Below are 20436 nucleotides of genomic sequence, written 5' to 3' on the forward strand. Positions count from 1 at the left end.
GCGTAAATGACGCAGGATTGTTTACGGTTTTACCAAGACAAGGGCTCTCGGTTCTTCCAGAATATCCAGCGGTTGGTTTCACAAATCGGGGCTGTGCCAATACTATATTCATCCCGGGCGCCGCTTGTCAGGTTAATCCGGTGCAGCATGCCGCCGTAGGTGCCAACCAGCAGGAAATTCTCATCCGGCGTCGCGATCAGCCCGAAAATTGTACTTCCCACAAAGTGACGCCATATTTCTTTACCCTCATAATTGATATAGCGGAGGTATCCATAGGCATCGCCGAGAATACCTCCCTCCTTCAGCGCGACACCGGCATACACGCGCATTTCTTCATTAATCGGCAGTCCTTCTGCAAAGGTTCCCGTTTCTACAGCATGCAACGGTACGGATATCGTATCCCCATTGTAAAAATGGCAAGCATTGAACCACACAGAACGACCATCCTGCAAGAACAGGCTATAGTGTGGATAACTGGAATGCGGCTCTATTCTGTACAACCGCTTCCCTTCCAGGTCCATCAGCAGATGCTCGCTGGACTGGCTGCCATATGCCAGCCACCTGCCATCCCGCGAGACAGCGCAGTGCGCCATGTCGATTCTGGTATCTTCAAGCTCATCTTCTCGAAGCTCCCCGGCGTCCGGATGCATTAATTGCACCTTCGAGTCTTCCAGCAGATAAATGCCATACGCGCAAACGAGCAGAACCTGCCGCCCATCATCGAACGGAATGATACAATCGAGAATATCATAAGGTCTCTCTTCATCAGCCAATGATTCAAGCTCTTTGAGATCGGCCTTCAGGCGGCTGCAAATATCCTGCCATGTAAACTTCCCAACCTCTTGCCCGTTCAAGGAAGTATCCGGCGAAAATATCGTCCGAACCCCATTCTCATCGGCTACTGCCAAGTACTGTCCATCTGCGGAGCTTCCTGCACAGCCGATTCCCGTTAACTCGGTTATGCTATCATTACCGACGACATATGCGCACCGTCGCTCCCATGAAGCTCCCGTTTGCAGCAGCACATGGCCGTCTTCCCATACATATAGGGGCTTCACCGCCTGCGTTTCCTCCTTGAACTCTCCTGTCAAAGGCCAGGACGCGGGGGGCAGCTCTTCACGAAGCAGAGTCGTTTCACCGGCTTCATTGGCGGAAGCGATCATCTTAACCACCTCTTGAGCCATAGCCGGGCGCCGATCCTCTTCGATCGCCGGCGGTTCCTCCTCCCAATGGGTCTCCATCCCTATGCGTACATATTCATTAACGTCGGCGGCATAACGTTTGCCTTCCGCACGCCACTCTTCCGCCATTTTCCGGTCCAACCAGCTCATTCGTGGTCCTCCCTGTTTGTACTTATGTATATCGGTTTGTAGTGGAAAGCTTCTTCAACGATTTCCTCTGGCGTCAGATCTTTTTCCGGCCAAAAAATCAAATTGCTAATGTCGGGGTGAGGAACATTCCGCTGCAGCAATTCGATCCATTCCTCCACCTCTTCTTCGCTACCATCCCCATTATACAGTCTTGTCACCAGATCAACGATTTGCGCTTTTGTTAATTCGTTCATGTATGGCTCCTTTCTTGTCATCGATCCAACGCCGAATAAATTCCTTCTCAGACTTATTCAACCGTTTAAGTGAATTTCCAAAAAAAATACAGATACTTAGAATGAAGTTGTTTTAGCTTCTCTATTTCGCCAATCCATGACGTAAGCATTGATTACATACTTGGCCAGACTGACATTGCAAAGCGTAATCACAGCAATAAAGAAAAGTAACACCAAGAATATTGATGGGGGTTATTTCTCATTATAAACATATCAACGCTGTTCGTGGTGCGACTTTGCTTATTCCAACAAAGATGAGCATCATATCGAATGCTCGGATTATCCCCCCCCCCCGTTGCAGGGGAATTTCAAGTGTAGTTAGAAACAGAAAAAGCCGAGTCTAGTAGACCGGCCTTTTTTGCGTTTTGCATTTATTCAAATGCTAATAATTGTTCAATTTTTTGCCTACAGCTTTGGTTTCAACAGGCACGGTTATTTCTAATTCCTTAATATATTCCTTCTTAAACCCGTTTTTTGTGTTGCTGATATAAGGCTTTATGGTTATTGCCTTCGGGATGTGTGTAAACGGCTCATACATTGATTTTGAATAGATGCCGTATTTCTTCGGGTCCTTAGAGCTGCCTCTGGCACCGATTGGTTTCATGGAAATACCTTGATCATCCACCAGTTCATATTCCATATTCAGAAAACCTGTAGTCAAATATTTTTTAGGAACAAGATTTAGGTCAGCCTTTACATTGATAACTACTTCAGTCGTAATGGGAGTAAGTCCAATTTTTTCGATCGTTAACTTCAGATTGTCATGCGTTTTCGATAAACCCGGGTCCTCGACATAAAAGGTATTCGATGTGTTCTTAACGACAGGCACGTTGAAATTGAAAGGTTCTTTGATTCCTTTAATTATCAATGTTACAGACAAATGGAACGTATCGGGGAATGGGGCGTTTTCCTCGGCGTAACTCGAATCATCCGTAAAGATCAGTACAGAATCTTTTTCTCCTGTAGCGCTCATTCCAGCGGGTAGAGGCTCTCCTTGATATTCCATGTAATAATGTTCAATCCCCCGAGATGAATAAAAATGACCCTCAGGCCTTATGGGTTCATACAAAGGCTCTTCGAAGTTCTTGCTCGATTCACGGGTGGCCACCATTGCTACCCGTACTCCGTCATATATGACATTTGTAATTTTCATGGTAACGCCATCATGCGTATCCTGGATGTCGACCGGCGTAACGAACCCCTGACTTTCAGCAGTCTGCAAGCCGGCATCCTGATTTTGAAATATACTGCCGATCAAGGGGATTTGCCGGAGAGATTGGGCAAGGGCTGGTGAAATGAGTCCGGACGCGATGATGGACGAACCCAGAACGGAAACAGTCAGAACGGATAACAAAGCGATTTTAACTCCCCGGCCTCTCTCTCTCCTTATATAACGGCGTCTTGCAGGCATCTCCATATTGACGATGGTATGGTACGTCTCGTCGATCCGTTTTCGAACCATTTCGGGCATTTGACTTTGTTCCTTCCGTTTCAAGGTTTCCATTTCGACTTCAAAACGCTCCATAATTCAACTTCCTTTCCCGAGATTGATCTAACGATGCAAGAAGGATATTGCGAGCCCGATACAGGCGATTTTTTACGGCGTTTACCGATATGTCCAGGATATGTGCGACATCCTTGATTGGGATATCCTGTAGATAGTGCAGTACGACGACAATTCGAAGGGATTCATCCAGCTGATCAACTGCTTCGCGCAAATCGATTTTTTCATACTCTTTGACATCGGAAGATAGGACATGTATGTCTGCCATCGTTTGGGTACGAGCTCTCTGTCGTAATATCTCGTTGCATTGGTTGATCAGTATGCGACATATCCACGTTTTGAAATAAGCAGGTTTTTTCAAGCCATATATGGCTTTGTAGGCTTTCAGCATCGTTTCCTGAATCGCATCCGCACAATCCTCGTCTTGTCTGAGCATTGAGCGGGCAATGGAATAGAGGGTTGATTCTACTCCTTGCAAGAGTCGAATAAACGCTTCACGGTCACCCGCTTGGGCCGATACGACCTCTTGCTCCATTTCTGATAACAATTGAACCTCGCCTCTTTCTTCTATGATTTTTTCAGTTTGCTTATATTTATTAGATCGCGAATCTAGACCAAAGGTTAGATTCTAATTACACGGGTTTTCATGTTGCGAAGGGATTGCAGGAATACATGACATTACAGTAGTAAATTAAGTAAATGTGGCCCTTTTTGATATAATTTAAATTTTGTCAGCATTGGGGCCGCCTATGGATGTGACCTTATCCCGGAAGGAACTGAGCTGCTATACAACAGAGAACGCGACAAGAACAATGATTGTTAGCTGGTTCAAACAAAATAAATAAAGAGCTCGATTGAAATGATGAGATCGCCTTGTCGTTTGCTTCACACTCTGGGACAGGGTAATTTTTTATGATATGTCCATTCGTCCCGTCTATATTAGGTATCATTGACCTGTGCTGTGAGATTGTCGATAATAGTAGATAGTAGAATAAATTCACTATCTTCAAGGGATTGGAGCTATGTAATGAAATATCATAATCTGGAAGAATGCATCATAGATCTGGAGAAACATGGCCATTTGGTTCGTATACATGAAGAGGTTGATCCACATTTGGAAATGGCATCCATACATATGAAGGTCTATGCCGCAGGCGGCCCGGCGCTGTTATTTGAAAATGTTAAAGGTTCAGGGTTCCGCGCGGTCTCCAACCTGTTCGGTACGATCGAGCGTAGCAAATTCATTTTTCGGGAAACCTTCGAATCCACACAAGACGTGATCGCGCTGCGCAACGATCCGATGAAGGCGCTCAAAAATCCGTTCAAATATATCGGGACGGGATTAGCAGCTAAAACCGCGTTACCTATCAAAAAAATGGGGGCATTGCCACCCGGATTTCAGGAAATCCAAATTTCCGATATGCCGCTCATTAAGCACTGGAAGGATGATGGCGGTGCTTTTGTCACGCTGCCTCAAGTCTATTCGGAAGATCCGGAGAAGCCGGGTGTCATGAATTCCAATCTGGGCATGTACCGGGTGCAGCTTACAGGCAACGAATATGAAATAAACAAGCAAGTCGGCATCCATTACCAGATCCACCGGGGCATCGGCATCCATCAAGCGAAGGCCAATAAATTGGGGCAGCCGCTTAAAGTCAGCTGTTTCATCGGGGGTCCCCCTGCGCATACGATTTCAGCGGTTATGCCGCTGCCGGAAGGCATGAGCGAGCTAACCTTTGCCGGCTTGCTGTCGGGACGCCATTTCCGGTACAGCTATGTTGACGGCTACTGCATTAGCCACGATGCGGATTTCGTCATTACAGGGGAAATCTATCCGGGTGAAACCAAGCCGGAAGGTCCTTTTGGTGATCATCTGGGCTATTACAGCCTTGTCCATCCGTTTCCCGTCATGCGAGTGCACAAGGTCTATGCCAAACAACAGGCGATCTATCCATTTACGGTCGTTGGAAGACCTCCACAGGAAGATACGTCCTTCGGCGAACTGATTCATGAGCTGACTGGCGGGGCCATCCGGCAAGAAATCCCCGGTGTCAAAGAGGTTCATGCGGTGGACGCTGCTGGGGTACACCCCTTGCTCTTTGCCATCGGCAGCGAACGCTATACCCCTTATCAACAAGTGAAACAGCCGGCTGAGCTTCTCACGATTGCCAATCGGATATTGGGCACGGGCCAATTGAGTTTAGCCAAGTATCTGTTCATAGCGGCCGAGGAGAACCAAACCTTAGACACGCATCAGATCGAGGATTTCTTGGCCTATATATTGGAACGAATCGATCTGCACCGGGATATCCATTTTCAGACCAATACTACGATCGATACACTTGATTATTCCGGGACCGGGCTTAACACCGGGAGCAAGGTCGTATTCGCGGCGGTCGGGGATAAAAAAAGGGATTTGTGCCAAGAGGTGCCTGAAGCCTTGACGGATCTGCCCGGATACTCGCCAGCCAAATGGATCATGCCCGGCATTGTCGCGATCCAGGGAGCCCCTATTACGAGTTATGCCGAAGTGCGGCAGGAAATGGAGCGTCTAAACGAGGCGATCCGTGCGAGAGGTTCCATCTCCTCCTGTCCAATGATCATTCTGTGCGATGACAGTGAATTCATGAGTGCGACAGTGAGTAATTTCCTGTGGGCAACCTTTACGCGCAGCAATCCTTCCCATGACATTCACGGCGTGAACAGCCGCTATGAACACAAGCATTGGGGCTGTGATACGGTTATTATCGATGCCCGAACAAAACCGCATCAGGCTCCGCCATTAATACCGGATGAAGAGGTTGAACGCAGCATCAAGCGTTTATTTGCGGACGGAGGCAGTTTAAGTCGGATTCAGTTACGTTAAACCCAAACGAGCTTTTAGAGTTCTTCTAGCAGCCGCCTATAGGATGAAATAAAAAAGGGCTGGGCCTTAGTCATATTGACTTTGGGATCAGCCTTTGTTTTTCTTATACGGGACGTTATATGGATAATAGTTGGTTCATCATGCGCAATCTATTAAAAGCGTCCTATGTCAGCACCCTCAGCACATCCTCTATCTTTTTCCCATGAGAGATCACCCCATAATTCATCCAGGTCAGAAAATCAACCTCATACACGCAGCCACTCCTAACTGCCGGAAGTGATCGCCATTCTGGGGCATCGAGCAAACAACGTTCCTCGCCTTCCCAGGAAGAATGACGCTTGTCAAACGTAATAAACAGATGATCGACATCCAGCAGCTTCAGATATTTCCTGGACAGGATCGCATTCCGGGCATCCCTGGACAACTGCTGAACAAGTGGATGCGGGGTCAAACCCAGATCCCCGTACAGGATTGGCCCCGTATACCCGTGATACGGACCCGAATATAAACTGATTCCAAGCGCCGATATACGAAGACAGGCCACGGTTTGGGCATGGACAGAGCGCTTAAGGAGTTCCCTGGCTTCACTAGCTTTATATTCGTATTGTGAGATGACATCCTGCACTCGGTCCTTCCTACCCAGCAGGTCCGCCGATTTACGCAGTGTCATGCGCCAATCCTCACTCGCATGCGGGAACTCATACGTTGGAGCTAGCCGTCCCAAGCCGTCGTCAGACATCCAGCGCCTGAACCCCCTATCCATCATAATTAAGTCCGGCTTGTGACGAGCAAGTTCATCGATATCCTCCTGCTCAATATCAATTACAGGGACATCATGCAGACCAAGGTAATCCTGTCTCCCCCATCTGTAGTGAGCGCATTGCACGACCGGTGTTATGCCGAGGGCTACCAGAAAATCTTCAAGGAATGGCGCAAATACCCGCATCTTCTCCTGATGACGTTGACGGCGATATTGTCCGGGAGAAATCCCCACGGTTTGTTTGAATCGACGATTAAAATAATATTCGTTGTTAAAACCAACAAATTGTGCAATATCCAGCAGCCGATCATCTGTCGCCAGCAGCAACTGTTTTGCCCGGTCAATCCGGACCCCGTTCAGATAATCAAGGGGGTACTTGGTCGTGATCTTTTTAAAAATCCGAGTATATTGCCAGCGTGCAACGTTCGCAAGCTCTGCCAACTGCTCCACAGTCCAATTATTTCGATAGTGCTCTTGTAGATGTTGAATCGATTTCTCAACAGCCTGGCGCATATTCGTATGGTGAGCAGCGTTCTGATTCTGCCGATATAAAAACAGCATGAACGCCTGAAAACGCACATGAATGTCGAAGGATTCTAACTCGCTATAGTTATCGCGCTGCCGATAAATGCCCTCCAGGTATTCAATACATTGAGAGAACGGGAGACATGACCATTCGGCCTGATGCTGGTACGGAGCAAATTGAGGGGTTCGTACAGGCAGTGCCTGTCCAGAGGGAGTTCCCTCCATCCTCCAAAGTTCATAGGTTAACAGATAGAAACCCATGCCGTCCGTTTCTGAATGAATACTTGCTGTTGAGCCGGGGGTTATGTGATAACTTCGACCTTGCCGCATGTGAAACTCCGTTTCCTCCAAGTGCAGTCGCCCCGTGCCGGCCGTCAAAATCAGCAGTGTGTGCTCGTTGTCAACCAGAATTTCTTGCTGCCAACCCATAGATTGCGTATGAAGCTGAATATCCTTCAACACATAAAATAAAGAAGTTCGGTTAATCGAGCTGGTTTCCACCTTCATTTCATCTACCCCTACCCGAGAATCTATTCATACATAGTGCAAAGAAACAGAAAGCTCGTCAACGCCGTTGACAGCTTCCTGTTTCTATTCCAATCCGGAGATCATCTCCTTATTGGACAAACCACTTCAAGAGATCGTCGGCTTTCATCATATTGGCTGTGACAGCACCCGATTGCCAATGAGTTCTGTCCGCCCTGTATACATGTCTATTTTTAACAGCGGGAACCGACTTCCAAAGCGGGCTGCCGAATACTTGCATCGCTTCTTGATTCTCCTCCGAGTCCCAATTGCCGTTGGATGGAAAAATAATGATATGATCAGCATCCAGCTCAGGGATTTTCTCTTCGGATAGTATGGCATGAAATTCCGTCATATCTCTCGCAAACGGATGCGGAGTCAAGCCCATTTCTTTGTAGATATTGCCGGTATACCGGTTATCAATGCCAAAAAGGGCAAGCGTTTTATCCCCAACATTTAACCGGAGCACGGCTACTGTCTCATCACCAACAGCCTGTTCCAGTTTTTCCTTGGTATCAGCCATCTTCTTGGTGTATTCGTTATGTACATGCTTGGCCTCTTCAGGAATGCCAAGAACATCACCAATCGTCTCAAGAATTTCTGCTGGGCTCTGCAGGATGGACTCTGGCAGCCGATACGTAGGAGCTATTTTGGAATAAAGCTCATATTTTGCAGAATCTGCTGCTCCGTCGACAATGATCAAATCCGGACTTGCCTCCAGCAGCGATTCTATACTTCCCGTTATATCAAAGGTCGGGACTTCCAGCCCCAAGTAATCCTGTTTCCCCCAGCTTGGATGATACCACTGTACAACAGGTGTAACTCCTAGAGCCAGCAGATAGTCCTCCAGATAGATCCCTACTACCCTCTTCGGATTTACTGGTATTTCGACCTCACCGAACTCATCCTTCATCATTTTGGTATCAACAGCCCCTTGTTTTGTCTCGTCCTGAGCGACCTGCTCCCCCACCTTTTCCGTGAATTGCCCGGAAGGTGCTGCACCCTCCTTGTCCTGCGGTGTTCCGCATCCAGCCAGAGCAATCACCAGTACAAGTAATGCTATCATCCATCGGGTATTCTTAGGATATGACCTTACCATAAATCGTTTCTCCCCTTGCCTGTTGTTAAAAGGTACGAAAGAGATTTTTTTGTTTATACTGATTATGATAATCATTCTCATTTCGTTCAGGAACATTGTATCTCACACCATGTGATCAAACAATACATTTTCTCAAATCATTTCTTATACAAACGCGAAATAAGAGCTCCCTGTCAGGAGCCCGCTTCTCTTCCTAAATAAATCTCAATATAATGATTACTATATCTACCTGGGAGGAAGAACATGTTTCCAATACTAGAGACTAACCGTTTAACGCTGCGGGAAATCCAACATCAGGACGCTGAGGCTATCTATAGCTGCTTCTCGAATGATGAGGTCACTCGATATTACGGACAAGACACGTTGACTACCCTCGAGCAGGCTCATCAAATCGTTGAGCTCTTCGCAAACAACTACAAGGAGAAACGCGGGATTCGATGGGGTATCGAAAGGAAAGATGCGCAAGGTCTCATTGGCACGATTGGGTATAACGTATGGTCTCCGCGGCATAAGAGGGCCGAAATCGGATATGAATTACATCCTGAATTCTGGGAGCAAGGTTATGTAAGCGAAGCTGCTTCCGCCGTCATCGCATATGGTTTCCTGGAGCTTGGCCTGACGCGCATCGGTGCCGTTGTTTTTATCGAGAACCAGGCGTCCCACGCGCTGCTGACTAAACTCGGTTTTGAAGCGGAAGGTATCCTACGCCAATATATATATCAAAATGGCGTCGCACACGATACGCGGGTGTACTCATTATTAAAAAACTAGCCACATTCGCGTTTGGGGTTCTGCATAAACCTCTCTAGTTTCATTCATCCGGGGATTCCTTGGCATCCAGAAACGGTTTGTTCACAAAATAATACATAAAGCCCATCAAGAGCACGCCGCCAACCAAATTTCCAATCGTTACCGGGATCAGGTTATGCAGTACGCCCTCCAGTGAAATCGTACCGGGATGATTCAGCACGAGCGCAATGGCAAAGGTGCACATATTCGCAACACTGTGCTCATATCCGGAAATGAAGAAACAGAATACAAACAGCATCATGGCAAACATTTTGGCCCCGTCGCCCTTCAATGACATCGGGATGAAAAAGGCAAGGCATACGAGCCAGTTGCACAGAATTGCCCTGAAAAACAGCTGCACTGTCGGGGTGGTCATTTTGTGCTCAACCACATCGAGCAGAAATCCGTTCACTGATGAATCCATAAATAGTCCCGTCAAGAATATCAGCAGCGCAAACGTGCACGCCCCCAAGATATTCCCTGCGTAGCTGAAGACCCACAGCTTGACGACCTCCAGCCACCTTAGTTTCTTGCGCAGAGCGGCATACGTGTAGTAGAACGTGTTCCCCGTAAACAAGTCCCCTCCCCCATACGCGATCAGAATGATTGCCGCGCCAAACGTAATGGCGGCCATCGGGTAAGTCAGAGGGGAATGCTCCAGATAAAAGAAGTTGCCTGTCTTAAACGCAACAATGACGCCAAAGCCGATAAACATGCTGGCGAGCATGGAGCGGGCGATGTAACGAAGATGGCTTTGTTTGAAGATTTTGTGTTTTTTGAGAGCAAGCTGCTCCACCTTGAGTAATGATTCGGTTTCCATAATTCCTCCTGAAAAAGTCGGTTCTATATAGATTACACGATTTTTCCAATAATTCATATCACCTCATGCATCATTACCCCATTTTCCCCGACGAAACATTCATGGAGGGCTGAAATCGATTTCGCGTCCCGGTATCAAATCTGATATTTCATCTTCACAGAATCGTAACCCAATGCCGCTTAGCTTCCACTATCATGGGAAGATAAGTCTGGCACACTTGTTTGATGCACAGCGCATGTGGTAATTAGTTGTTACAAAGGAGAGGATACAACATGAACTTGAAACAACCAGCAAAAAAAGCAATCATCACCTTGACTATGGCAGGAGTCCTCGGCGTAAGTGCTATCGGCGTAAATCATGCTGTTTTTCCGCTGCAGCAGGCAGAAGCTGCCACGGCAGCAAATGCCGGTGATTATGCTTCCGAGCACGCGCTCAAGACACTCAACAGCTTCTATAAACCTGCATTAAAGGGACAATTCCCTGGTGCCGTCAGCGGTTTAACAATCGGCAAAAGCACGAAGCAGGACGTGTACAAAGCCATTGGCGAGCCTTCCGTGCCAGGCAAGGATGCCGATGCCTTCGATGTATATGGGGCCAACATGGGGAATCCGGGTTATGCCTTTTCCTATAAACTGAACAAAATCCGCGAGATGCGATACTTTGGCACGAACGTGGAACGACAGACGAACATCGGCGGCATCACGATGAAAATGCTGAAGCAGAACTGGTTTGCACCGAATGCCACCACCACTTTCAAAACCGGAAAAATCAAGCAAACCAAGCTCACGTATAACCGTGGAGATTACAAATTGGAGTTCATCTTTAACAGCAGCACAGAGCTTGACCATATTAATCTGCTGAAAAAATAACCGTGATTAGAAACTCTTATTTCACCCAATTACGGTTAATATGTAAAGAAAACATCAGAAAAGCCCGGTCTCTTAGAGAGCCGGGCTTTTCTGATTCATGTGCCAATACGTTACAGCAAATACTGAAACAACATATCATCCAGCCACTCCTGGCTGTATTCCATCCGCTTAAATCCGGCAGCCAGCATATCGACCTGTTTCTGTAACACATGGGACTCATCGGTCCCTTCCCGATAGCGGCTCAAAAAATGCAGAAATACATCAACCATACGCAAGCGCATGAGAACCGGAATCGCGGCAATCTCCTCTGCGCTCAGCCGAACGCGGTTGGCAAATCCTTCGCAAAACTGTCTTATGACCTCTCTCTCGTCCGCGATTCCCAAAAATCCCGAGATGACAACCGCAGGCTCCATCGCTCTTACATCCCTCGTGCAAAATTCAAAATCAAGCAAAGCGGTGACCGTGTGGGTGTGCTCTGCGTCTACCAGCAGGTTCGAAAGGTTCAGATCGCCATGAACCAGCTGCTGCGGCAGATTTTTTAGAGATTCTAGCCTGCTGCAAATATCGGCGTATGCTTCTATTAGTATATGAAGTGCCTCTCCTTGATCCTTGAACTCCAATGGCGGCTGCTTGCAAAAATCTAGAATGAATGCTTCGCTGCATGCAGGATAAGACTGAAGCAGCTCGTAATAAGGCGGATACACTGGCCTCATTCCGATTGAACAAGCCGCAAGGGCATTTACCAGTTCCCCCGTCTTCTCCCCGAAAGAATACGCTGCTTGAGTGCTGCCTTCTTCCGGACGTTCTCCTTCAATATATGCAAATAGGCAAGCATAACGATCACTCCCATCCTGAACCTGAACCATCCTATCGCCAGACACGGAAGGAAGAGGAGCGGGAATCTTAAAGCTCAGCGGAACCCGCTGCAGCGATTCCAGAACGGCAAACTCAAATTCGATTCTTGCCTTATCTCGATGTGTATTATAAATGCGCATGACCGAGCTGTGCTGCTCGTTATGGATAAAATGGGTCGTATTGTTCCAGCCTGTAGGACCATCAACTAGTTCACCGTTCCACTCTGGCCAGTGCGCTTGCAGAAGAAGCTGAATCATGTTTATACCTCTCTTACCTTTTCAATCATAAGTTATATAAAGTTATATCGAATGGTTCATCATTTTGGTGCAGCTTCTTCCGCTTTCGCCACAATGACCTTTACGCCAAGCTCCTGGATCCGATCCATAACCTCCTGATCTGCCTTCTGATCGGTAATTAACACATCCAGATCTTCGACGGCGCCAGCTCTGGCAAAGCCATCCTGTCCGAGAATCCGATGCGTTGCCATGCCAATTCTGCGGCGGGATACGGCAGAGACCGCGCGTCCAAAAGCGGCAACTTCAGGAGTAGCCATGTATATTCCCTCATCGGAAATACCGCCTCCACTAACGAAACTGATATCAAATTTAAATTGACGAATAAATTCGTTAGCAAGCACGTCTGTGATATTTCCGGAAGGTTTCACCCGTCCACCAATCAAATAGGTGTCAATCCATTCGCGTTCGCGCAGAGCTTCTGCTACACGCATACAGTTGGTCACAATTGTCAAAGGCATTTGCTCCGGAAGATGCTTCAGCAGTAAATAGGTAAGCGAGCTGCTGCCAATGAATAACGTATCTTTTTCTCGGACGTATGAAACGGCTAATTGAGCAATGGCGTTCTCTTCCGGGGAGCCTTCACTATACCGCTGTTCCGGAGCCACGGGCGGCTGCCTGACTTTCATGGAAGGAATTGCGCCTCCGTGCGTTTTCTGGAGTAAACCTTGCTCCTCCATCATTGTCAAATCCCGACGAATCGAATCAATCGATATTTCAAATCGCTCGGCCAAGTCCTTGGCAATCACCCGTTTATCTTGATGCAGCAAAGCAAGAATTTTCTGACGACGTTCCTCGGCAAACATTCCTGATTGATCTTGCACCATATATTCCCCTCCTGAACATTCATTTTTTCCACTTAACACCTCGATTATATTCATTTTTATTCCGTTTTGCAATATTTTTATGAAGTTTTATTCATTTATACGCGTTTTAAAGCGTGCACTTTCCGTTTAATACTCCATAATACAGTACAATCGATGGCATATTCTACGTTCTGTCCCTCACAACACGGAAACCGCAATTCCCCGTTGAGCTGTCCGGAGTGTTCCCGCTGCGTGCCGCGACTCGGTACCGGTTGCAATAGGATCTGTGACACAGGTACGAACCGCCGCGCATCGACCTTCTGCCGGTAGACTCACCAAAGAACGGATGGATGGCCGAGGTCACTTGATGATAGGACGGGCTGAACCAATCGCCGCACCATTCCCATACGTTGCCGGACATGTTATATAGTCCGTAACCATTCGGTTTATAGGCATCCACCGGCGCTGTACCGATGTATCCGTCGCTTGCGTTATTTTTAACTGGAAATTTACCCTGCCATATGTTGCATTGATGTTCTCCGTCCTGTTTCAGCAGATCTCCCCATGGATAGGTCCTTCCCTCCAAACCGCCGCGCGCCGCATACTCCCATTCCGCTTCTGTGGGAAGGCGCACGCCGGCCCAATGGCAGTAAACAACCGCATCGTTCCAGGATATATGTACAACCGGATGGTCCATCCGGTCTTCGATGCTCGAATCCGCTCCCTCGGGTGCAGCCCAGTATGCACCCTCGACCACCAGCCACCAAGGCACTTCTTGCGGAACTTGTGCAACACTTGCCTTGGTTTCCTCCGAAGCCAGCAGTTCAAATACAAACGACCATCCAAAATGCTCCGCTTCCGTGACATAACCGGTTGCTTCCACAAAGCGTTGAAACTGTTCATTCGTAACGGCATACGGTGAGATCTCAAATCCGGAAACGGTTACGCTGCGAGCCGGCCCCTCGCCGTCACGCGGAAAGCCTTCTTGCGAATTCGTGCCCATCGTAAACGTCCCTCCAGGGATCGTGATCATGTTGGCATGGAGCTCAGGATGAGACTGGTCTTGATATTGGCCTTCTCTTATACTGCCTTGATGATCCTTCTGATCGGCTTCTCCCAACTGCACTTTCGCTCTTACGCCAGCGCAACAAGAATGTAGTTCTCCCATGCTCGGTTCCTCCTATACTTAACCAGTCCTATGCTTGATACAGAGAACAGGACAACCACTACCGGAGCGGTTATCCTGCTTCACTTAACTATGATATTATACGAATTCCTGCGGGTGGCGGCGCATCAATTCCGGAACGGCTTCCCCGCGGCCTGTGTTCTTCAAACGTTCGATATACCGGGGCAGATGACCTTTGGCATGGTAAGGTCCTCCCTCCTTCATGACCGTCCACAACGGGTCCACGTCATACGGCATCGTTGACATCATATGATCATGCCATTCATTCAGAAGGTATACGGCCTCTCTGCAAAGATCCGGTCTTTGGGCTGCCCGATTGTCCTGCTCGTGGATATCCTCGGTGATATGGAACAGCATTTCTTTGTCAAACAGATGATAGCCGTCATGATATGTTCGAATGTAGAGCCATTCTCCAAACCGCACGCTTCGCTGACAGACATGGGCGCATTGAGAGACCACCAAATACTCCCTGCCGCTGCCTTTTCCGCTTCGCAGGCTCTCCGCATAACTGATGCCATCCCAGCTTCGAACCGGTGCAACGTTCAAATATTCCGCCATCGTAGGCAGAAGATCCAGATGATAGTGCAGATTGCGATCCGATATCCCTTTCATGATGCCAGGTCCCCGGATAATCATCGGGATGCGGCAGGTTCCCTGATCCGCTGTGCCATGTTCACCATAAATCCCAAGCTCTCCCATGTTCTCGCCATGATCCGCTGTAATGATAACGATCAGATCATCCATTACTCCCTTGTTCTCCAGCAATTCAAAAATGGCGCCGATGTGCTCGTCCATATGCCGAATGCCGCAATCATAGCCATCCACCATCGTCCGCAAATCCTCCATCGTCCTGATCTCTCCGGGATGACGCGGAAAATCAGGGGAAACTTCACTATTATACATGTTAATTTCGTTCACCCCATGCGGGCCAACCTTCTTCTGATGCTCCTGAAGCACCTCTTCGGTAATCCAATCGGGAAGCGGCTCATGTTCGAAAGGATTTCCCAGCGACTGGGGTGCGCGATATGGTGTGTGCGGATCCCAGAAGTTCACATAGAGCATCCAGTTATCTTCATCGGCATTACGATCCAGCCAATCCAGCACGACTGGAGATACTTCTTCTGCCGACTCCAAGCCGCCCTTACCTGTATTATACATTTCATTGAAGCCCGCGTAGAAGGTCCAGGCGGAATGTCGTTCTCCAAACGGACTGATCAAGGCGGTTTTCATGCCGGCCCGGCGGAATATAGCGGGAAAACTCTCCGACCCCAGCTTGTCGCGGAAGTCCCTGGTCATGCCTTCATGCCGGACATCAGCAGCCGTGCCTCCATGACCCACAACACCGTTATGAATGCCAAACTTCCCCGTCATTAATGCGGTTCTTGAAGGAAAACATGGAGCATCCGAGGTATAGTAATTGTCAAAACGCACGCCTTCCGCCGCGATTCGGTCAATATTCGGCGACGTATTCCGATGATAGCCATAACAGCCTAAATGATCCGGTCTAGTCGAATCCAAATCCAGTAATAATACTCTCATATCGTCATCGTTTCCTTCCTCTTGTCGAATTCACTTACCCTGCCCCAGAACCTCATGTCAGCGTTTACAATAATCCTGCAATTGTCTGAAATTATAGGCTACTCATCTATGCGCAGTCGATGTACATTTCATAAATAAGTTGTACGATTCTATTTCATTTTCAATTAGGAAGATTATTAAAAGCTATGAACAGCTACTCATCAGAAGTATTATTGTGCTAGGCTATAGGTATAAAATCACTGCGGGGGGTTGTCCTATGATCCAATTGATGAGCGTAAATTTTGATGATTACATTCCGAATTGGCGGACACAGTTGGAGACGATTGAGTACAATGTCCTGGTTGTGGTAAGAGAAGGCAAAGTGAAATATGAGATCAACGGAGAAGAAATCATTGCCGAAAAAGAAGACGTGCTCTTTATTCCCCGATCGACGCGCCGCAGCGGCAGCAACTGGAATGGTATTCCCCATCAGAAACATACCATTCTCTTTACATTGGATCATCAAGGTTCCACAGGCATTCCATTCTTGGATTCGGGCCGATGCATGAAATTCAACCTATCCCATATCCAATATGCCTACCATCGTTGTGAGCGCTTGTACGAGGAAATGCGGGGAGGCAAAAGCTACCGCACTATGATCTGTCAGGGCATCATGCAGGAGCTCATCGGCACGCTGGCCCGAGAACTTGAGAAAACCGAGCTGGCACCCAGCAAACGAAACTACGCGGATACCATCAAATCGTTTCTGTTGGAGCATTACCGCGAACCGATCGAAATCGATGGATTAGCGAAGCTAATCCATCGCTCTCCGAGCTATGCTGCAGCCCTCTTCAAAGAGGTGTACGGTCTTTCACCGATTCGGTATATGCATCAGCTGCGCGTGCTCGAATCGTGCAGCCTGCTGCTACATTCAGACATGACGATCGCTCATATCGCCCACTATTTGGGTTATTATGACACGTCCTATTTTTATCGGATGTTTAAAAAATACACCGGCTTGTCGCCCTCCGACTATGTGCAGAAAGGCGATCGGTCAGATGTTTCCATGCTGCTCCCCTGATTCCCCGCTGGCTTTCTATTCCGTTGTTGGCGGTTTCTGGCCTGCAAACTGAATGACATGGGACAAGCCTTGATGCCCCTGGCCCTCATGCCGAACGACCTCTCCCATAAAAAAGTGGACAATCCGCCAATCCGCAAAGGACTCGAGGAAATCCTCAGGTACGTATAAAAATTGCTGATCTTGCGGCCCCCCGCTGCGATAAGGAATCTGGTACGGTGAATACACTTCGGTGAGGAAATATCCTCCCGGCTTCACCGCTGTCTTCACGCCTTCTAAAGTCCTCGTTCTCAATTCCTTGGGAAAATGTCCAAACACGCAAATAATCTCATCCCATTGATCCTGCTTCCACTGCGCTTCGTGCAGATCCACAAGCTCGGTGCGAATCTGCACACCGCTTGCTTCCGCCAGTCGATTGGCTTTGTTCAGGCCGGATTCCGCGTAATCCCATACGGTTACGTTCATGCCTTCCCGGGCCAGGAACACCGCATTCCGTCCTTCTCCCTCTGCGATAGCCAGTGCGTTGCCCGTTAAACCTAATTTCTTATGCATGTCGGCGATAAATACATTCGGGTCTGTTCCAAATACGTAATCGTTCCCCTGAAACCGTTCATTCCATGGATTCATCGTTTGAGCACCTCATTTTTTGACATCATTATGGTTCTGTACGGGCTAAAACCCAACTCCACAACACCATATTACCATTCCTATCAGATAAATGCAGTGTAACTCCTCAAGCCCCGTATTTCTTCTTGTAATGACTCAGGGTCAGGAGCGGCCATATGTACCGGTAGCTGTGATAAAGCGTATAGAAGTTGCCCGGAAGGCGCACAGCCTTTAGACCCGTCAGCGCTGCCCAGGTACCGTAAATGTAACAAATCCCCCATCTCCCATACCGTGACCCGTCTTGATGCTGCCGCTGCATAAAGAAGTCAGTCAGCTTCATGAATTCCACATCTACCGTGCTCCGTACACTGCCCATTCTAACGTACCTCCATCAAACGCCATGATGAACATTATATGAACACCGGGAGGAGGAAATGATGTGCTGCGAGTCATCGCGTGCGCTTTTCCATAAATACACCAAAAAGGCCCCCGAATGGTTCGGGAATAGCCTCTTCGTATGTGATATATAGTGGATTTACCAGGGCAGCCAGGATGCTCCCCGGAGTCGGCGATCATAGGATGTCCAGCCATATTTTGATAGCCGTTGCCAGGATCAGCACAGCCAAAATGATCTGCAGGATTTTCGTGTTCATCTTCTTGCCTGCGGCTGCTCCAAGAGGAGAAGCGATCAGACTGGCAATAACCATAATTAGCGCGGGGATATACTCCACTTGTCCCGTGGTCAGCTTGCCCACCGTTGAGCCGATGGATGAGATAAAGGTGATCGCAAGCGAGGTTGCAATCGTCATCCGGGTCGGTATTTTTAATACAACCAGCATAATCGGAACGAGCAGAAAGGCGCCAGCCGCTCCGACGATACCGGCTCCGATTCCGACCGCAAGCGCCAGCACAGCGGCGAGCCACTTATTGAACTTGACCTGGTCCAGCGGGATATCGTCCACGCCTTTGTTAGGAATGAACATCATAACGGCTGCAATAAGTGCCAGTATTCCGTAGATGAGATTGATGCCGCCTTCACTCATCATCTTGGAGCCGAAGCCGCCGATAAAGCTGCCCAGCAATATGGCTGACCCCATATAGACAATGAGCGTCTTGTTCAGATATCCGCCCTTACGGTACGCCCAAACGCCGCCGATCGTGGCAAAGAATACCTGTACGGCGCTTATGCCCGATACTTCATGTGCCGTGAATGCCGCAAGACCGAACAGCGGCGGGATGTACAGCAGCATCGGGTATTTGATAATCGAGCCGCCAATCCCAACCATTCCGGAAATATATGAGCCAATGAATCCGATTAAAAATATCGTGATAATGAAGGTTATATTCAGTTCCACCCTGTTGCCCCCTTACTTCTTTAGAAAAGGGAACCCATACTGGTTCCCCTTCTCTTTATAATCTGTGTTGTTCCAGGCTCCATCTTGTTCTGACTTCTGAACTGAGCATCCTTCATGCATTTTTTGTTAATCCATCTATAAAGAACGGATGGCCTGGTCAGAATTAACGAACCGCGCACCGGTTCGGTCCGATCTCCATCTCGCGCTGCTGGTCCGTGTCAGGATTCAATTTCCCCATGTTCGTTTGACGGATTTCCTGATAGCTATTAGGCTGTGGCGGCAGATTCTCCGTTACGATCGTTCGGAATTCTGCTTCATCGGTTATATTCAGACCATGGTTCTCCCGGTAAAGTTCCCCCAGCTTCTTCGCAACTGTTCCGTCCTCATTCAGTTCTTCCATGATCATAAAATGGGCTGGCAGCACGATGAGATCATCCGATAATTCGGTATAACGGGCATAAAGCGTCTCCCGCAAATCGCTAACCCAATCCTGTGCAAGACCTGCCAGGTCCGGGCGACCAATGGAATCGATAAACAAAATATCGCCTGTCAGCAGGTACTGATCATCGATAACAAACGAAGTGGAACCGATGGTATGACCAGGGGAATGGAGCGCCTCAATGCGGATTCTGGTGCCGCCAATGATCACCTCGTTTCCATCCTCCAGCGGTTCGTACTTATACACAACCTCGCCGGCATCCTTCGGCGGAAGCCAGTAAACTGCACCTGTCTGCTCGGCAATCATTCGACCACCGGAAATATGGTCCGCATGCAGATGGGTATCAAACACATGTTTGATTTCTACATCAATGCTCTCAGCAAATTCAAGATAAACCTCCGTCATGCGGGTTGCGTCAAACAATGCTGCTTCCCCGTTCGATACCGCCATATAAGACAAGCAGCCTTTTCCTATTCGGACGAACTGATAAAGCGCGCCGCCGTCAGCCAAGTTGCCGACTTTCAGTGGTACAAGGTGTTCACTCCAGGCTTTCATTCCGCCTTTCAAGTACGCGACATTCCGGCCGTGCTCGGCCAGCATCTCAGCCACCATCACCGATGAACCTTCCTTGGCGCATACTACGAGTATTTCTTGATCGGACGGAATCCGATCCAGAATATCTTCCACCCCGTCAATCAAATCAAAGTAAGGGACATTCAAATGCTGCAATCGTTCGCCTTCAATCTTCCAATCCTCGAAATCCGATGGGTTCCGTACGTCCAATATGAACAGGCTCTCTTTCTGAATCGCCTTCATGGCCACCTCTTGTGCTTGCATTTCTCTTACTGTCATGTTGTTATTCCTCCTCATTAGTTCAGTAATCATCTATAAATGCTTCAACCTGCGTTTTAAAGCTCGGAATCACGCAGCATGCTTTAAC

18 protein-coding genes and 1 pseudogene are annotated in these 20436 nt (G+C 48.2%); 4 read left to right on the forward strand and 15 right to left on the reverse strand.

The window, feature by feature from the left end; genetic code table 11:
* Positions 1–29: 29 nt before the first annotated feature.
* From J7E85_RS17900 to J7E85_RS17915, 4 genes are all read right to left on the reverse strand, one after another.
* Positions 30–1331 (reverse strand): TolB-like translocation protein, encoded by a 1302-nt coding sequence (locus J7E85_RS17900; protein ID WP_215160046.1) that lies wholly within the window; start codon positions 1329–1331, stop codon positions 30–32.
* The gene (locus J7E85_RS17905; protein ID WP_215160047.1) at positions 1328–1564 is read right to left on the reverse strand and encodes a bacteriocin immunity protein; all 237 of its coding nucleotides are present in this window, start codon (positions 1562–1564) and stop codon (positions 1328–1330) included. The genes J7E85_RS17900 and J7E85_RS17905 overlap by 4 nt, the downstream gene beginning before the upstream one ends.
* Positions 1565–1985: 421 nt before the next feature.
* Positions 1986–3128: a DUF4179 domain-containing protein gene (locus tag J7E85_RS17910; protein ID WP_215160050.1), complete on the reverse strand. Its 1143-nt coding sequence runs from the start codon at positions 3126–3128 to the stop codon at positions 1986–1988.
* A complete protein-coding gene (locus J7E85_RS17915) occupies positions 3115–3654 on the reverse strand; it encodes an RNA polymerase sigma factor (protein ID WP_306434165.1) in 540 nt (179 codons plus the stop codon). Before J7E85_RS17915 ends, J7E85_RS17910 begins: the two co-directional genes overlap by 14 nt.
* A 480-nt stretch (positions 3655–4134) precedes the next feature.
* On the opposite strand from J7E85_RS17915, the gene J7E85_RS17920 reads away from it, so the two are divergent.
* Positions 4135–5973, forward strand: coding sequence for a UbiD family decarboxylase (locus J7E85_RS17920; protein ID WP_215160052.1), 1839 nt, complete (start codon positions 4135–4137; stop codon positions 5971–5973).
* A 163-nt stretch (positions 5974–6136) separates the two neighbouring features.
* Here J7E85_RS17920 and J7E85_RS17925 read toward each other — a convergent pair whose 3' ends face one another.
* Complete coding sequence (locus tag J7E85_RS17925; RefSeq protein WP_215160054.1) at positions 6137–7765, reverse strand: helix-turn-helix domain-containing protein; 1629 nt, start codon at positions 7763–7765, stop codon at positions 6137–6139.
* Between the two features lie 109 nt (positions 7766–7874).
* Positions 7875–8849, reverse strand: coding sequence for an ABC transporter substrate-binding protein (locus J7E85_RS17930; protein ID WP_251035816.1), 975 nt, complete (start codon positions 8847–8849; stop codon positions 7875–7877).
* 276 nt (positions 8850–9125) lie between these two features.
* Here J7E85_RS17930 and J7E85_RS17935 point away from each other — a divergent pair, with 276 nt between their 5' ends.
* Positions 9126–9653, forward strand: a complete 528-nt coding sequence (locus tag J7E85_RS17935) for a GNAT family N-acetyltransferase (protein WP_215160058.1) — start codon at positions 9126–9128, stop codon at positions 9651–9653.
* Between the two features lie 40 nt (positions 9654–9693).
* On the opposite strand, the gene J7E85_RS17940 is transcribed toward J7E85_RS17935, so the two are convergent.
* On the reverse strand, positions 9694–10491 hold the full coding sequence (locus tag J7E85_RS17940) for a formate/nitrite transporter family protein (RefSeq protein ID WP_215160060.1): 798 nt from the start codon (positions 10489–10491) through the stop codon (positions 9694–9696).
* Between the two features lie 272 nt (positions 10492–10763).
* On the opposite strand from J7E85_RS17940, the gene J7E85_RS17945 reads away from it, so the two are divergent.
* On the forward strand, positions 10764–11360 hold the full coding sequence (locus J7E85_RS17945) for a YjgB family protein (RefSeq protein WP_215160063.1): 597 nt from the start codon (positions 10764–10766) through the stop codon (positions 11358–11360).
* Between the two features lie 110 nt (positions 11361–11470).
* Here the strand turns inward: J7E85_RS17945 and J7E85_RS17950 are convergent, their stop codons facing one another.
* The 4 genes from J7E85_RS17950 to J7E85_RS17965 all read right to left on the reverse strand — a co-directional run bounded on the left by J7E85_RS17950 (position 11471) and on the right by J7E85_RS17965 (position 16039).
* Positions 11471–12472, reverse strand: a complete 1002-nt coding sequence (locus tag J7E85_RS17950) for a phosphotransferase (protein WP_215160065.1) — start codon at positions 12470–12472, stop codon at positions 11471–11473.
* Positions 12473–12531: 59 nt separating this feature from the next.
* Positions 12532–13314, reverse strand: coding sequence for a DeoR/GlpR family DNA-binding transcription regulator (locus J7E85_RS17955; protein WP_215160147.1), 783 nt, complete (start codon positions 13312–13314; stop codon positions 12532–12534).
* A gap of 184 nt (positions 13315–13498) precedes the next feature.
* Entirely contained in the window at positions 13499–14482 is a 984-nt protein-coding gene (locus J7E85_RS17960; protein WP_215160067.1) for a formylglycine-generating enzyme family protein, read from the reverse strand.
* Between the two features lie 96 nt (positions 14483–14578).
* The gene (locus J7E85_RS17965) at positions 14579–16039 is read right to left on the reverse strand and encodes a sulfatase family protein (protein WP_215160069.1); all 1461 of its coding nucleotides are present in this window, start codon (positions 16037–16039) and stop codon (positions 14579–14581) included.
* A 256-nt stretch (positions 16040–16295) separates the two neighbouring features.
* On the opposite strand from J7E85_RS17965, the gene J7E85_RS17970 reads away from it, so the two are divergent.
* Positions 16296–17099: a helix-turn-helix domain-containing protein gene (locus J7E85_RS17970; RefSeq protein ID WP_215160072.1), complete on the forward strand. Its 804-nt coding sequence runs from the start codon at positions 16296–16298 to the stop codon at positions 17097–17099.
* A gap of 15 nt (positions 17100–17114) precedes the next feature.
* Here the strand turns inward: J7E85_RS17970 and J7E85_RS17975 are convergent, their stop codons facing one another.
* From J7E85_RS17975 to J7E85_RS17990, 4 genes and pseudogenes are all read right to left on the reverse strand, one after another.
* Entirely contained in the window at positions 17115–17723 is a 609-nt protein-coding gene (locus tag J7E85_RS17975; RefSeq protein WP_215160073.1) for a class I SAM-dependent methyltransferase, read from the reverse strand.
* Positions 17724–17829: 106 nt separating this feature from the next.
* A pseudogene (locus J7E85_RS17980) lies at positions 17830–18033 on the reverse strand (squalene--hopene cyclase); the annotation flags it as partial.
* Between the two features lie 241 nt (positions 18034–18274).
* Positions 18275–19051 (reverse strand): sulfite exporter TauE/SafE family protein, encoded by a 777-nt coding sequence (locus J7E85_RS17985; RefSeq protein WP_215160149.1) that lies wholly within the window; start codon positions 19049–19051, stop codon positions 18275–18277.
* A 169-nt stretch (positions 19052–19220) separates the two neighbouring features.
* Positions 19221–20348 (reverse strand): MBL fold metallo-hydrolase, encoded by a 1128-nt coding sequence (locus tag J7E85_RS17990; protein WP_215160075.1) that lies wholly within the window; start codon positions 20346–20348, stop codon positions 19221–19223.
* Between the last annotated feature and the right edge of the window lie 88 nt (positions 20349–20436).

The sequence above is a fragment of the Paenibacillus sp. ISL-20 genome, assembly GCF_018613005.1.
Classification (GTDB): Bacteria; Bacillota; Bacilli; order Paenibacillales; family Paenibacillaceae; genus Paenibacillus_AQ.

Bases quoted from the DNA above. Each gene is read 5' to 3' on its own strand.
- J7E85_RS17900 (WP_215160046.1), bottom strand. From the start codon at position 1,331: ATGAGCTGGTTGGACCGGAAAATGGCGGAAGAGTGGCGTGCGGAAGGC.
- J7E85_RS17905 (WP_215160047.1), bottom strand. From the start codon at position 1,564: ATGAACGAATTAACAAAAGCGCAAATCGTTGATCTGGTGACAAGACTG.
- J7E85_RS17910 (WP_215160050.1), bottom strand. From the start codon at position 3,128: ATGGAGCGTTTTGAAGTCGAAATGGAAACCTTGAAACGGAAGGAACAA.
- J7E85_RS17920 (WP_215160052.1), top strand. From the start codon at position 4,135: ATGAAATATCATAATCTGGAAGAATGCATCATAGATCTGGAGAAACAT.
- J7E85_RS17925 (WP_215160054.1), bottom strand. From the start codon at position 7,765: ATGAAGGTGGAAACCAGCTCGATTAACCGAACTTCTTTATTTTATGTG.
- J7E85_RS17930 (WP_251035816.1), bottom strand. From the start codon at position 8,849: ATGATAGCATTACTTGTACTGGTGATTGCTCTGGCTGGATGCGGAACA.
- J7E85_RS17935 (WP_215160058.1), top strand. From the start codon at position 9,126: ATGTTTCCAATACTAGAGACTAACCGTTTAACGCTGCGGGAAATCCAA.
- J7E85_RS17940 (WP_215160060.1), bottom strand. From the start codon at position 10,491: ATGGAAACCGAATCATTACTCAAGGTGGAGCAGCTTGCTCTCAAAAAA.
- J7E85_RS17945 (WP_215160063.1), top strand. From the start codon at position 10,764: ATGAACTTGAAACAACCAGCAAAAAAAGCAATCATCACCTTGACTATG.
- J7E85_RS17950 (WP_215160065.1), bottom strand. From the start codon at position 12,472: ATGATTCAGCTTCTTCTGCAAGCGCACTGGCCAGAGTGGAACGGTGAA.
- J7E85_RS17955 (WP_215160147.1), bottom strand. From the start codon at position 13,314: ATGTTTGCCGAGGAACGTCGTCAGAAAATTCTTGCTTTGCTGCATCAA.
- J7E85_RS17960 (WP_215160067.1), bottom strand. From the start codon at position 14,482: ATGGGAGAACTACATTCTTGTTGCGCTGGCGTAAGAGCGAAAGTGCAG.
- J7E85_RS17965 (WP_215160069.1), bottom strand. From the start codon at position 16,039: ATGAGAGTATTATTACTGGATTTGGATTCGACTAGACCGGATCATTTA.
- J7E85_RS17970 (WP_215160072.1), top strand. From the start codon at position 16,296: ATGATCCAATTGATGAGCGTAAATTTTGATGATTACATTCCGAATTGG.
- J7E85_RS17975 (WP_215160073.1), bottom strand. From the start codon at position 17,723: ATGAATCCATGGAATGAACGGTTTCAGGGGAACGATTACGTATTTGGA.
- J7E85_RS17990 (WP_215160075.1), bottom strand. From the start codon at position 20,348: ATGACAGTAAGAGAAATGCAAGCACAAGAGGTGGCCATGAAGGCGATT.